General features: G+C 61.5%; 11 protein-coding genes. All 11 read left to right on the top strand.

Features of this window, described 5'->3' with window-relative positions; translation table 11 throughout:
* Positions 1-231 precede the first annotated feature (231 nt).
* Entirely contained in the window at positions 232-1,242 is a 1,011-nt protein-coding gene (locus tag AEQ67_RS14015; RefSeq protein ID WP_059404439.1) for an aspartate-semialdehyde dehydrogenase, read from the top strand.
* A 209-nt stretch (positions 1,243-1,451) separates the two neighbouring features.
* Positions 1,452-4,265, top strand: coding sequence for a FimV/HubP family polar landmark protein (locus AEQ67_RS14010; RefSeq protein ID WP_059404438.1), 2,814 nt, complete (start codon positions 1,452-1,454; stop codon positions 4,263-4,265).
* Positions 4,266-4,556: 291 nt separating this feature from the next.
* Positions 4,557-5,381: a tRNA pseudouridine(38-40) synthase TruA gene (gene truA, locus AEQ67_RS14005; protein WP_059404437.1), complete on the top strand. Its 825-nt coding sequence runs from the start codon at positions 4,557-4,559 to the stop codon at positions 5,379-5,381.
* A gap of 63 nt (positions 5,382-5,444) precedes the next feature.
* A complete protein-coding gene (locus AEQ67_RS14000) occupies positions 5,445-6,059 on the top strand; it encodes a phosphoribosylanthranilate isomerase (RefSeq protein ID WP_059404436.1) in 615 nt (204 codons plus the stop codon).
* A 182-nt stretch (positions 6,060-6,241) separates the two neighbouring features.
* Positions 6,242-7,162, top strand: coding sequence for an acetyl-CoA carboxylase, carboxyltransferase subunit beta (gene accD, locus AEQ67_RS13995; protein WP_059404435.1), 921 nt, complete (start codon positions 6,242-6,244; stop codon positions 7,160-7,162).
* On the top strand, positions 7,159-8,466 hold the full coding sequence (gene folC, locus AEQ67_RS13990) for a bifunctional tetrahydrofolate synthase/dihydrofolate synthase (RefSeq protein WP_059404434.1): 1,308 nt from the start codon (positions 7,159-7,161) through the stop codon (positions 8,464-8,466). The genes accD and folC overlap by 4 nt, the downstream gene beginning before the upstream one ends.
* Entirely contained in the window at positions 8,450-9,115 is a 666-nt protein-coding gene (locus AEQ67_RS13985) for an SPOR domain-containing protein (RefSeq protein ID WP_059404433.1), read from the top strand. Before folC ends, AEQ67_RS13985 begins: the two co-directional genes overlap by 17 nt.
* 816 nt (positions 9,116-9,931) lie before the next feature.
* Entirely contained in the window at positions 9,932-10,492 is a 561-nt protein-coding gene (locus tag AEQ67_RS13980; protein WP_059404432.1) for a CvpA family protein, read from the top strand.
* 41 nt (positions 10,493-10,533) lie between these two features.
* Positions 10,534-12,039 carry an amidophosphoribosyltransferase gene (gene purF, locus AEQ67_RS13975; RefSeq protein ID WP_007905939.1) on the top strand — a complete coding sequence of 502 codons (1,506 nt, stop codon included), beginning with the start codon at positions 10,534-10,536 and terminating at the stop codon, positions 12,037-12,039.
* Positions 12,040-12,209: 170 nt separating this feature from the next.
* Entirely contained in the window at positions 12,210-13,421 is a 1,212-nt protein-coding gene (locus AEQ67_RS13970) for an O-succinylhomoserine sulfhydrylase (protein ID WP_059404431.1), read from the top strand.
* A gap of 5 nt (positions 13,422-13,426) precedes the next feature.
* The gene (locus tag AEQ67_RS13965) at positions 13,427-14,194 is read left to right on the top strand and encodes an SDR family oxidoreductase (protein WP_161807466.1); all 768 of its coding nucleotides are present in this window, start codon (positions 13,427-13,429) and stop codon (positions 14,192-14,194) included.
* Positions 14,195-14,387: the final 193 nt, after the last annotated feature.

The following is a 14,387-nucleotide window of genomic DNA, read 5'->3' as shown; positions in this document are numbered from 1 at the left end:
TTTTACCCGGTAGTCTGATGTTTATAGGTTGCCTATACCGGCCCCTTCGCGGGCAAGCCCGCTCCCACAGTGTTCGGTGTCGAGCACAAAGTTTGGGTGCGCCTTGTAACCTGTGGGAGCGGGCTTGCCCGCGAAGAGGTCGGCCCGGCCACCACAAATCCCACTGCGAATTGCCTGCATCCCAACCACCCGGTAAAGTGCCGCTCCCCCCGTTTCGCCAGAGGTAGAACCATGAGCCAGTCCTTTGATATTGCCGTGATCGGCGCCACCGGTACTGTCGGCGAAACACTCGTCCAGATCCTCGAAGAGCGGGATTTCCCGGTCGGCAACCTGCACCTGCTGGCCAGCAGCGAATCGGCCGGGCATTCGGTGCCGTTTCGTGGCAAGAACGTGCGGGTGCGCGAGGTCGATGAGTTCGATTTCAGCAAAGTCCAGCTGGTGTTCTTCGCGGCCGGCCCGGCAGTGACCTTGAGTTTCGCCTCGCGCGCCCACGCTGCCGGTTGCTCGCTGATCGATCTGTCCGGCGCCTTGCCGGCCGATCAGGCGCCGCAAGTCGTACCCGAAGCCAATGCCCACGTGCTGGCCGGTCTGAAAAAGCCCTTTCAGGTCAGCAGCCCAAGCCCGTCGGCCACCACGCTGGCGGTAGTGCTCGCACCGTTGCTCGGTTTGCTCGACCTGCAACGCATCAACCTGACCGCCAGCCTGGCCGTCTCCGCCCAGGGCCGTGAAGCCGTGACCGAGCTGGCACGGCAAACCGCCGAACTGCTCAACGTGCGCCCGCTGGAACCGACCTTTTTCGATCGGCAGATGGCCTTCAATCTGCTGGCCCAGGTCGGCAAGCCTGATGAGCAGGGTCATACGCTGCTGGAAAAGCGCCTGGTGCGTGAATTGCGTCAGGTCATGGACCTGCCTTTATTAAAGATTTCCGTTACTTGCATTCAAGCCCCGGTGTTTTTTGGCGATAGCTTTAACGTGACCTTGCAGTGCGCGAGTGACATCGACCTGGCGAAAGTCAACGCCGCCCTGGAAGATGCGCCCGGCATCGAGCTGGTAGAAGCCGGCGATTATCCGACGCCGGTCGGTGACGCGGTAGGGCAGGATGTGGTCTACGTTGGTCGGGTTCGCCTGGGGATCGACGACCTGTCGGAACTTAATGTGTGGCTGACGTCAGATAACGTACGCAAGGGCGCGGCGCTCAATGCTGTGCAGGTGGCTGAATTGTTGATAAAAGACCTGCTGTAAAAGATACTTGGCAACAAATTTTCGAATGAATCCAGCCGGGCGTTATGCTTGGCCGGATTGCTGAAGGCGAGTCACCCTGTGGGACTTTCCGGGGCATGAATGAAACGATCGCGCGCGACGACTCTATCGTTGCCGCGCGCAATGCCTTACGGCAGCGACTATCAACACCTTCTCGCTGGCCGAGGAATGTTCAAACAAAGGAAGAGGCTATGGTTCAAGTTCGCAAACTGGTGTTAGCAATAGCGGCCGCCTCGGCGCTGTCCTCCGGTATGGCGCATGCACTCGGGCTCGGGGAACTGACCCTGAAATCGACGCTGAACCAGCCTTTGGTGGCAGAAATCGAGTTGCTCGACGTCAAGGACCTCACCGCTGCCGAAGTGGTGCCGAGCCTGGCTTCGCCCGAAGATTTCGCCAAGGCCGGTGTTGATCGCCAGGCGTTTCTCAACGACCTGACCTTTACCCCGGTGCTCAATGCCAGCGGCAAAAGCATCCTGCGTGTGACTTCCAGCAAACCGCTCTCCGAACCGATGGTGAAATTCCTGGTTCAGGTGATGTGGCCCAACGGTCGCCTGCTGCGCGATTACAGCGTGCTGCTCGATCCGTCCAAATTCTCGCCGCAAACCGCTGAAGCGGCGGCGCAACCTGCACCGACGCAAGACGTCACTGCTCCGGTGACCGGTGCCACCAAGCCGACCCAATACACCACGACGCCGCGCGATACCCTGTGGGAAATCGCTGCGAAGGCGCGTAATGGCGGTTCGGTTCAACAAACCATGCTGGCCATCCAGGCGTTGAACCCGGATGCCTTTATCGACGGCAACATCAACCGGCTGAAAACCGGTCAGGTACTGCGCCTGCCGGATCAGGCCCAGAGCACCAGCCTGCCGCAACCTAAAGCCATTGCCATCGTGCACGCGCAGAACACGGCGCGGCGTGAGGGGCGTCGCTATGTCGCCAAGCCTGGCACCGGGCAGCAGCAACTCGACGCCACCAACCGCGCTCGCGGTGAAGGCCCGTCGTCGCAAGCGGCCACGGACAAGCTGAGCCTGGTCTCTGCCCCGTCGGGCAAGGCCGGTGGCAAAGGTGCCGCGGGCGATGCCAAGAACTTGAGCAACAAGCTGGCCGTGACCCAGGAAAGCCTCGACACGACCCGTCGTGACAACGCCGAACTGAAAAGCCGCATGACCGATCTGCAAAGCCAGCTGGACAAGCTGCAGCGCCTGATCGAGCTGAAGAACAATCAATTGGCCAAGTTGCAGGCTGAAGGTGCCGAGGGTGCTGCGACGCCTGCTGCAACCGCGCCGGCGATCTCGGCCGAACTAGCGGCTAGCCCTGCGGCCACACCGGCAGAGGCTACGCCAGCCACGCCTGCTCCGGCAGCGGCTGCGCCCGAGGCCACTCCGGCTCCGGCCGAAAAGCCCATCGAGCCAACGCCAGTATCCTCCGACGATCAAAAATTCAACGAACTGCTGACCAATCCACTGCTACTGGGTCTGGTGGGCGGCGGTGCGGTGGTTCTGCTGCTCTTGCTGCTGTTGCTGGCTCGTCGCCGCAAAGCCCAGCAGGAAGCCGAGAAACATTTGCGCATGGCGCGTGCTTTGGCTGAAGAACAGGCGTTCTACCCCGAGAACGACCTACCGGAAAGCAGCTTCGAAGGCCTGGAAGTCCCGCCGCCGAGCGTGAAACTTGCGACCGCGCCGACGCCTGCACCCACCCCGGCACCCGCACCCGCTCCGGTGATTGCTCCGGTCGTAGTAACGCCGCCGATCGCCGCGCCACTGGTATCGCCTGCTGCCGATCGCGATGACAGCGTACTGGGCAAGGCGCAGTCGCACATCAATGCGGGTCGTCTGAACCAGGCGGCCGCGTTGCTGGAAGATGGCATCAAGCAAGAACCGCAACGCAGCGACCTGCGCCTCAAGCTGATGGAAGTCTACGGTCAGCAAGGCGACCGCGATGCGTTCGTCGTCCAGGAGCGCCAGTTGGTGGCCAACGGCGACAACTTCGCCCAGGTCGAGAAACTGAAAAGCCGCTTCCCGGCCATGGCCATCGCGGCGGCGGGCGGTATCGCCGCTGCCGCCATCGCTGCCGAGCTGGACGCGCAATACGTCAAGGACCTGCTGCTGGACGAGCCTGAAACGCCGGCACCGGCACCGGCCGATGACGACTTCGACAGCGCCTTCGATCTGAGTCTGGATGATCTGGAAGCGGCTTCTCCTGCGATGGCTGCTGCACCTGATGCCGCGACTGAGCTGGAAGGCTTCCCGTTGGAAGACGACCTGAGCCTGGATGATCTGGAAGCGGCTTCTCCTGCGGTGGCTGCTGCACCTGATACTGCGACTGAACTGGAAGACTTCCCGTTGGAAGACGACCTGAGCCTGGATGATCTGGAAACTGCTGCTCCAGCGGTGGCAGCTGCACCCGAGCCTGAGACGGCGGCAGAGCTCGAAGACTTCCCGCTGGACGACGACCTGAGCTTCGAATCGGTGTTGCAGCAGCAAACCGACATCAAGGAAAACCTCGACGACCTGTCGGACTTCGACCTGGACATGGACCTCGGTGGCAATGCTTCGCCGGCGACTCTGGCCGAAGATGACTTCCTGTTGAGCCTGGACGACGACATCAAGGACCTGCCTGCTGCCGAGGTGCCGTCTGTCCCTGCGGCTGCGCTGGACGATCTGGAGCTGCCCGCCGATTTCGACCTGTCGCTGGCTGACGAAATGGACGCTCCAGACGCGTTTGCCGCCGAATTGGGTGACGTCAACGCCGAGCTGGATCGTCTGTCCCAGAGCATCAGCGAGCCGACCTTCACGGCGGAAGACGCCTTGGCTTCAGCGTCCGACGAGCCGGAATTCGACTTCCTTTCCGGCACCGACGAAGTCGCCACCAAACTCGATCTGGCCCAGGCCTACATCGATATGGGCGACGCCGATGGTGCACGGGACATCCTCAATGAGGTGGTGACCGAAGGCGATGACGGCCAGAAGAACGAAGCCAAGGAAATGCTCTCGCGCCTGGCTTGAGTGACGGGTTCGATGTAAACAAAACGGCAGCCCGGTGAGGCTGCCGTTTTTGTTTCTGCCGGTGGTGTAAGGGTGTTGGGTGGATTGCCATCGCGGGCAAGCCCGCTCCCACAGGTTTTCTGAGCAACGCAAATCACTGTGGGAGCGGGCTTGCCCGCGATGAGGCCCTGACATTCAACACCGTGCCCTCTGTTGTACTGGCATCCCCGTCCAGCGGCCTTATAATGCCCGCCTTTGCGTACATCAGCAGGCTGTCACCTCTTGGCAAATATAGATAACCCGGCCGCCGAAATGGCGGCCGACGGCTTTTTCCGGATCGCGTTGGGCGTTGAATACAAAGGCTCGCGTTATCGCGGCTGGCAGCGCCAGGCCTCCGGCGTGCTCACCGTGCAGGAAACCCTCGAAAAGGCCTTGTCCAAAGTCGCCGACGCGCCGGTGTCGCTGCTCTGCGCCGGGCGCACCGACGCCGGTGTGCATGCCTGCGGTCAGGTGGTGCATTTCGATACGCAGGTCGAGCGGTCGATGAAAGCCTGGGTAATGGGCGCCAACATCAACTTGCCGCATGACGTCAGTGTCAGTTGGGCCAAGGTCATGCCGGCGCATTTTCATGCACGGTTCAAGGCCATCGCCCGGCGCTATCGCTACGTGATCTACAACGATCAGATCCGCCCGGCGCACCTCAACGAAGAAATCACCTGGAACCACCGTCCACTCGACGTCGAGCGCATGGCCGAGGCTGCGCAGTATCTGGTCGGCACCCACGACTTCAGTGCCTTCCGCGCCGGCCAGTGCCAGGCCAAGTCGCCGATCAAGGAGCTGCATCACCTGCGCGTCACGCGTCACGGCAAGATGATCGTGCTGGACATCCGCGCCAGCGCCTTCCTGCACCACATGGTGCGCAATATTGCTGGCGTGCTGATGACCATTGGTGCCGGCGAGCGCCCGGTAGAGTGGATGAAAGAAGTGCTGGAGAGCCGCATTCGCCGTTCCGGCGGGGTGACGGCGCATCCGTACGGCCTCTATCTGGTGCAGGTCGAGTACCGCGATGAGTTCGAATTGCCCGAGCGTTACATCGGGCCGCACTTCCTGACCGGCTTCTCTGAACTTGACGGCTGACGCCCTCGAACGCATTTGTTACCATCCGGGACTTTCTCGGATTTGCCCTGAGGTTCTATCGACATGTCAGCCGTTCGCAGCAAGATTTGTGGGATTACCCGCATAGAAGATGCGTTGGCGGCGGTCGAGGCCGGGGCCGATGCCATCGGGTTTGTGTTCTACGCCAAAAGCCCACGGGCCGTGACGTTTCAGCAGGCGCGCGCGATCATCCAGGCGCTGCCGCCGTTCGTGACCACCGTGGGGTTGTTCGTCAACGCCAGCCGCTGCGAGTTGGGGGAAATCCTCGATGCCGTGCCGCTGGACCTGTTGCAGTTCCATGGCGACGAAACCGCAGAAGACTGCGAAGGCTGGCACCGTCCGTACATCAAGGCGCTACGGGTCAAGGCCGGTGACGACATTGCGGCGGCCTGCGACGCTTATCCGAGCGCCAGCGGTATTTTGCTCGACACCTACGTCGAAGGCGTTCCCGGCGGAACCGGTGAAGCGTTCGACTGGTCATTGATACCGCAAGGCTTGAGCAAACCGATCATCCTTGCGGGCGGTTTGACCCCGGATAACGTCGCCGAGGCGATTGCCCGGGTCCGGCCGTATGCCGTGGACGTCAGCGGCGGGGTAGAGGCGAGCAAGGGCATCAAGGATCACGCAAAGATTCAGGCATTCATCAAAGCGGTACGTTGATGTGACGGCTGGCACACTGCCGCCGTCCACAGGCATGGCTGAGGGTTTTTGGGTTGTACGCAGGTCACGTTTAGCTGATCCGGCAACCTGGCGATCATCGCCACACACATGAATTTAGCTCAAGGGCATACGCGGGGCTGCGAACCAGAGTGTTCGGGCCGCCGGTACTGGAGAAAGAAAGCATGAGCAACTGGTTAGTAGACAAACTGATCCCTTCGATCATGCGTTCCGAGGTGAAGAAGAGCTCGGTGCCTGAAGGTCTTTGGCACAAATGCCCGTCTTGCGAGGCTGTGCTGTATCGTCCGGAGCTGGAAAAGACCCTGGACGTTTGCCCCAAGTGCAATCACCACATGCGTATCGGCGCCCGCGCCCGCATCGACATCTTCCTCGACGCTGAAGGCCGTGCCGAACTGGGCGCGGACCTGGAGCCGGTTGACCGTCTGAAATTCCGCGACGGCAAGAAGTACAAGGATCGCCTGACCGCTGCCCAGAAGCAGACCGGCGAAAAAGACGCACTGATCTCGATGAGCGGCTCCCTGCTGGGCATGCCGGTCGTGGTGTCGGCGTTCGAGTTCTCCTTCATGGGTGGTTCGATGGGTGCCATCGTCGGCGAGCGCTTTGTTCGCGCTGCCAACTACGCCCTGGAAAACCGTTGCCCGATGATCTGCTTTGCGGCCTCCGGTGGTGCGCGGATGCAGGAAGCGCTGATCTCCCTGATGCAAATGGCCAAGACCTCTGCGGTGCTGGCGCGTCTGCGTGAAGAAGGCATTCCGTTCATCTCCGTGCTGACCGACCCGGTCTACGGCGGCGTTTCCGCCAGTCTGGCGATGCTGGGCGACGTGATCGTCGGCGAGCCGAAAGCCCTGATCGGCTTCGCTGGTCCGCGCGTAATCGAGCAAACCGTGCGTGAAAAACTGCCGGAAGGCTTCCAGCGCAGTGAATTCCTGCTGGAGCACGGTGCGATCGACATGATCATTCATCGTCAGGAACTGCGTCCGCGCCTGGGCAATCTGCTGGCACAAATGATGGGCCTGCCGACGCCGAAATTCGTCGCCGCGCCAATTGAGCCAATCGTGGTTCCACCGGTGCCTGCCAACCTATGACCCAACGTACCCTTGGCGAGTGGCTCGCCTACCTTGAGCAGTTGCACCCTTCGGCCATCGACATGGGCCTGGAGCGCTCGCAACAGGTAGCGTCCCGCATGGGACTGGGCAAGCCGGCGCCTCGGGTGATTACGGTCACCGGCACCAACGGCAAGGGTTCTACCTGTGCGTTCGTGGCTTCGTTGCTGCGGGCACAGGGCCTGAGCGTCGGTGTCTACAATTCTCCGCACCTGCTGCGTTACAACGAGCGGGTGCAGGTCAACGGCGTCGAAGCCACTGACGCCGAGCTGTGCGAAGCCTTTGCTGCGGTAGAGGCGGGCCGTGGCGACACGTCCCTGACCTATTTCGAAATGGGCACGCTCGCGGCGTTCTGGCTGTTTCAGCAGGCCAGTCTTGATGCAGTGGTGCTGGAAGTCGGTCTGGGTGGGCGTCTGGACACGGTCAATGTGGTCGATGCCGACATGGCGCTGGTCACCAGCATCGGTGTCGATCATGCGGATTACCTGGGTGATACCCGTGAATCGGTGGCCTACGAGAAAGCCGGCATCTTCCGCCAGGGCGCGCCTGCGCTCTGTGGCGATCTGAATCCTCCGCAACCTCTGCTGGATAAAGCGCGCGAGCTCAGCTGCCCGTTTTTCCTGCGTGGGCGCGATTTTGACTTCGGTATCACCGATCACAACTGGCAATGGCGCGGTCTTGACGTGCAAGGGCGCGTGGTCGAGCTGCACGATCTGCCGTTGCTCGATCTGCCGATGGAAAACGCCGCGCTGGCATTGCAGGCTTACCTGTTGCTCGGTTTGCCTTGGGTCGATGCGCAGATTATTGATGCGCTGACGGCGACGCGGGTGGTGGGTCGTCTCGATCGCCGCCAGTTCGATTGGCAGGGCAAGCGCCTGAATTTGTTGCTGGATGTCGGGCATAACCCGCATGCCGCCGAGTATCTGGCCCGGCGTCTGGCCAGCCGACCACCGGCCGGCAAGCGTCTGGCGGTGTTCGGGTTGCTGGCGGACAAGGATCTGGATGGTGTCATCGGCGAATTGAGTGCTAGTGTCCAGCACTGGGCCGTCGCGCCGCTGGATTCACCGCGAGCGCGCCCGGTTGCCGATTTGCAGGCGGCGTTGCAGAACCTTGGCGCCTCGGTAGCATCCTATGGCAGTGTGGCCGCCGCCCTGGAAGGGCAGTGCGCACTGGCGACGAGCGACGACGAGATTCTGTTGTTCGGATCATTTTATTGTGTCGCCGAGGCCCTTGAATGGCTGGCCCGGCGCTCCACGGAGGAAGCGGCAAATGGCATTGCTGGATAAGGCCTACAAACAGCGCATGGTCGGCGCTCTGGTTCTGATCGCGCTGGCGGTGATTTTCCTGCCGATGATGTTTTCCCGTCAGGACGAACAGCGCCAAGTGACGGTCGAAGCCCCGGCTGCACCGCATGCGCCTTCCGTGCCGCAAGTGCAGGTTGAGCCGGTGGTCGTGCCTGAGCCGCAAGCATTGCCTCAGGAGCCTGTGCCGAGTGATGACGAAATCGCTCAGCAAGAAGCTCCCTCGGCGCCGATTGCACCTAGCACCCCAGTAGCGCCAGCGCCTGCGGCCAAACCGGTTGCTCCGGTTCCGGTTCCGGTTCCGGCCGCCAAGCCGACGACAGCACCGAGTCAGCCGATCACGGCCGCGCCAGGCAAGCCTGACACCACGCAGAGTCGTGTCGATGCCAATGGCCTGTCAGTCAGTTGGTCAGTGCAACTGGCCAGTCTGTCGAACCGCGCCAGTGCAGAGAGTCTGCAGAAATCCCTGCGCAGCCAGGGCTATAACGCCTATATCCGTACCGCCGATGGCAAGAATCGGGTGTTTGTCGGTCCGCTGATCGAGCGTGCAGAAGCGGATCGTCTGCGCGACTTGTTGAACCGCCAGCAAAACCTCAAGGGTTTTGTCGTACGTTTCCAGCCAGAACGCGGCTGATTTTTGTAGCAGCTGCCGAGCCCGCGAGGCTGCGTTCGGCGGCGAAGCCGTCGTAAACCCTGCATTCACGGTCTGCCTGATGCACCTCGGCGCCTGGTTTACGACTGCTGCGCAGCCGGACGCAGGCTTCGCTAGCTGCTACAGCGGCGGGTGTGGCTTCGAAAGGGGCCTGACAATCCGATTTTTGTAGCAGCTGCCGAGCCCGAGAGGCTGCGTTCGGCGGCGAAGCCGTCGTAAACCCTGCATTCACGGTCTGCCTGATGCACCTCGGCGCCTGGTTTTGCGACTGCTGCGCAGCCGGACGCAGGCTTCGCCAGTTGCTACAGCGGCGGGTGTGGCTTCGAAAGGGGCCTGACAATCCGATTTTTGTAGCAGCTGCCGAGCCCGCGAGGCTGCGTTCGGCGGCGAAGCCGTCGTAAACCCGGCATTCACGGTCTGCCTGATGCGCCGCGGAGCCTGATTTTACGACTGCTGCGCAGCCGGACGCAGGCTTCGCCAGCTGCTACAAGGGCGGGGGCGGCTTCGGAAGGGGCCTGACAATCCGATTTTTGTAGCAGCTGCCGAGCCGGCGAGGCTGCGTTCGGCGGCGAAGCCGTCGTAAACCCTGCATTCACGGTCTGCCTGACGCACCCCGGCGCCTGATTTTACGACTGCTGCGCAGCCGGACGCAGGCTTCGCCAGCTGCTGCAAGGGCGGGTGCAGCTTCGATGGGGGTTAATGCTATCGAACCGATTTGAAATGCACTGACAATCGCAGCTTACCGATAAGCATGGGCTCTGCTAAAATGCGCCGCCTTATCCGTCTGTAGGCTGCACTGTGCCATTTACCTGGGTTGACTGGGCGATCGTTGCGATCGTCGCCATCTCCGCTTTGATCAGTTTGAGCCGCGGCTTCGTCAAAGAAGCATTATCGCTGGTGACCTGGATCATCGCAGGAGTCGTCGCCTGGATGTTCGGTGGTTCATTGTCCGAGTACCTCGCCGGATACATCGAAACGCCATCGGCTCGCGTGATCACGGGCTGTGCCATCATGTTTGTCGCCACGTTAATCGTAGGCGCAATGATCAATTATCTTATCGGCGAGTTGGTACGCGTCACCGGGCTATCCGGGACCGATCGATTCCTCGGCATGGCCTTCGGCGCCGCGCGTGGCGTGTTGCTGGTGGTCGTGGCGGTCGGGCTGTTGAGCCTGGGGCCGGTACAGCAGGACGGGTGGTGGAAAGAATCACAGCTCGTGCCAAAATTTTTATTGGTCGCAGACTGGTCCAAAAACCTGATTCTCGGGTGGAGCAGTCAGTGGCTTGCCAGCGGTATCAGCGTACCCGCTGAGATACCGTTCAAGGACCACCTCTTGCCGATGGCCAAAACGCCTCAGTGAGTTGTGTTCAGTTCAGATCCATTAAGTAGGGGTTGCGTCGCATGTGTGGCATCGTCGGTATCGTCGGTAAGTCGAACGTCAATCAGGCGCTGTATGACGCGCTAACCGTCCTCCAGCACCGCGGCCAGGACGCTGCCGGTATTGTCACCAGCCATGATGGCCGGTTATTCCTGCGCAAGGACAATGGCCTGGTGCGTGACGTGTTCCATCAGCGTCACATGCAGCGCCTGGTCGGGCACATGGGCATTGGCCATGTGCGTTACCCGACCGCGGGCAGCTCGACCTCGGCCGAAGCTCAACCGTTTTACGTCAACTCGCCTTACGGCATCACCCTGGCGCATAACGGTAACCTGACCAACGTTGAACAACTGGCCAAGGAGATTTACGAATCTGACCTGCGCCACGTCAACACCAATTCCGACTCGGAAGTGCTGCTCAACGTGTTCGCACACGAACTGGCCCAGCGCGGCAAGTTGCAGCCAACCGAAGAAGACGTGTTCGCTGCCGTCACCGACGTGCACAACCGTTGCGTCGGTGGTTACGCGGTCGTGGCGATGGTGACCGGTTACGGCATCGTCGGTTTCCGTGACCCGCACGGCATCCGCCCGATCGTCTTCGGCCAGCGTCACACCGACGAAGGCGTCGAGTACATGATCGCCTCCGAAAGCGTCTCCCTGGACGTGCTCGGTTTCACCCTGATTCGCGACCTGGCACCGGGCGAAGCGGTCTACATCACTGAAGACGGCAAGCTGCACACCCGTCAGTGTGCGACCAACCCGTCCCTGACCCCGTGCATTTTCGAACACGTGTACCTGGCGCGTCCGGACTCGATCATCGACGGCGTGTCGGTCTACAAGGCCCGTCTGCGCATGGGTGAGAAACTCGCCGAGAAGATCCTGCGCGAGCGTCCGGATCACGACATCGACGTGGTCATCCCGATCCCGGACACCAGCCGCACCGCTGCCCTGGAGCTGGCGAACCACCTGGGCGTCAAGTTCCGCGAAGGCTTCGTGAAGAACCGCTACATCGGCCGGACCTTCATCATGCCGGGCCAGGCTGCACGGAAAAAATCCGTACGCCAGAAGCTCAACGCCATCGAACTGGAATTCCGCGGCAAGAACGTGATGCTGGTGGACGACTCCATCGTTCGCGGCACCACCTGCAAGCAGATCATCCAGATGGCCCGTGAAGCTGGCGCCAAGAACGTCTACTTCTGCTCCGCGGCACCGGCCGTTCGTTACCCGAACGTCTACGGCATCGACATGCCGAGCGCTCACGAGCTGATCGCCCACAACCGTTCGACCCAGGACGTCGCCGACCTGATCGGCGCTGACTGGCTGATCTATCAGGACCTGCCTGACTTGATCGAAGCGGTCGGTGGCGGCAAGATCAAGATCGAGAAGTTCGATTGCGCAGTGTTCGACGGCCAGTACGTAACCGGCGACGTCGACGAGGCTTACCTGAACAAGATCGAACAGGCACGTAACGATGCCTCCAAGGTCAAGACGCAGGCCGTCAGCGCGATCATCGATCTGTACAACAACTGAGTAACGACCGGCCTGTTGTAGGAGCTGGCTTGCCAGCGAAGGCGGTTTCACAGACAACAATGATGTTGGATGTGACGACCCTTCGCGGGCAAGCCTCGCTCCTACGGTAACGGGTGCTCCCCTCCAGGCCGGTTTCGTATCTACTATCGAATAAGGCAAGGAGTGACAGCATGAGTCAGGATTGGGATGCCGGTCGGCTGGACAGCGACCTCGAAGGCGTAGCGTTCGATACCCTGGCCGTTCGCGCCGGTCAGCACCGCACGCCGGAAGGCGAACACGGTGATCCGATGTTCTTCACTTCCAGCTATGTCTTCCGTACGGCTGCCGACGCGGCTGCACGCTTTTCCGGGGAAGTGCCGGGCAACGTCTACTCGCGCTACACCAACCCGACCGTGCGTGCGTTCGAAGAGCGCATTGCCGCGCTGGAAAGCGCCGAGCAAGCCGTAGCCACCGCCACCGGCATGGCCGCGATCATGGCGGTAGTGATGAGCCTGTGCAGCGCCGGTGACCACGTGCTGGTCTCGCGCAGTGTGTTCGGCTCGACCATCAGCCTGTTCGAGAAATACTTCAAACGCTTCGGCATCGAAGTCGATTACGTGCCCCTGGCGGACTTGTCCGGTTGGGACGCGGCCATCAAGGCCAACACCAAATTGCTGTTCGTCGAATCACCGTCCAATCCGCTGGCCGAGCTGGTGGATATCGCCGAACTGTCGAAGATCGCTCACGCCAAAGGCGCGATGCTGGTGGTCGACAACTGCTTCTGCACCCCAGCCTTGCAGCAGCCGCTGAAGATGGGCGCAGACATCGTCGTGCACTCGGCAACCAAGTTCATCGATGGCCAGGGCCGTTGCATGGGCGGCGTGGTGGCCGGACGCAGCGAGCAGATGAAAGAAGTCGTCGGCTTCTTGCGCACCGCCGGGCCAACCCTCAGCCCGTTCAACGCCTGGATCTTCCTCAAGGGCCTCGAAACCCTGAACCTGCGGATGAAGGCGCATTGCGCCAACGCCCAGCAATTGGCCGAGTGGTTGGAGCAGCAGGACGGCATCGAAAAAGTCCATTACGCCGGCCTCAAGAGCCATCCGCAGCACGAGTTGGCCCTGCGTCAGCAGAAGGGCTTCGGCGCCGTGGTGAGTTTCGAAGTCAAGGGCGGCAAAGAGGGCGCGTGGCGCTTTATTGATGCGACTCGCCTGATTTCGATCACTGCCAACCTGGGCGACACCAAGACCACCATCACGCACCCGAGCACCACCTCCCACGGCCGTCTGGCGCCGCAAGAGCGTGAAGCGGCGGGCATTCGTGACAGCCTGATCCGTATCGCCGTCGGCCTCGAAGACGTGGCAGACCTGCAAGCCGATCTGGCGCGCGGGTTGGCTGCCTTGTGATCGAGATGTCGACGCCAACCTCTGGCACCAATGGCCGCGTTGCGCTGGTTACCGGTGCTGCGCGGGGCATTGGTCTCGGGATCGCCGCCTGGTTGATCAGCGAGGGCTGGCAGGTGGTGCTGACTGATCTGGATCGGGTGCGCGGTTCGAAAGTGGCGAAGGTGCTCGGCGATAACGCCTGGTTCATCGCCATGGATGTCTCGAACGAAGGGCAGGTGGCGTTGGGCGTCGCCGAAGTGCTGGGGCAGTTCGGGCGTCTGGATGCGCTGGTGTGCAACGCGGCGGTGGCTGATCCGCACAACATCACCCTGGAAAGCCTCGATTTGGCCTACTGGAATCGGGTGCTGGCGGTGAATCTCAGCGGGCCAATGTTGCTGGCCAAGCACTGTGCGCCGTACCTGCGCGCTCACAGCGGTGCAATCGTCAACCTGGCCTCGACCCGTGCCGGGCAGTCGGAACCTGACACAGAAGCATACGCGGCGAGCAAGGGCGGCCTGTTGGCCCTGACTCACGCGTTGGCCATCAGCCTCGGCCCGGAAATCCGCGTCAATGCAGTCAGTCCCGGTTGGATCGATGCGCGGGATCCCTCCGCGCGACGTGCCGAACCACTGACCGAGGCCGACCATGCCCAGCATCCGGCGGGCAGGGTAGGGACGGTCGAGGACGTGGCGGCGATGGTGGCCTGGCTGCTGTCGAAGAACGCCGGTTTTGTCACGGGCCAGGAGTTCGTGGTCGACGGTGGCATGACCAAGAAGATGATTTACAGCGAGTAGGCTGTCTTCAATATTGATGTTGAATGTACCGCCGCTTTCGCGAGCAAGCCTGCTCCCACATTTGAAATGCATTCCCCTGTGGGAGCGGGCTTGCCCGCGAAGGCGGTCTGTCTGTTGCCAGCGCCCTGAATGACATGATTTTGTCTTTTTCAGAAAAACTTCAAGCGGGCTATTGACTTAGCTTCGATACCTG

Origin of the sequence: Pseudomonas sp. RIT-PI-q (assembly GCF_001297125.1) — a bacterium.
Lineage (GTDB): Bacteria > Pseudomonadota > Gammaproteobacteria > Pseudomonadales > Pseudomonadaceae > Aquipseudomonas.
This window is presented reverse-complemented; position numbering and strand designations above follow the sequence as displayed.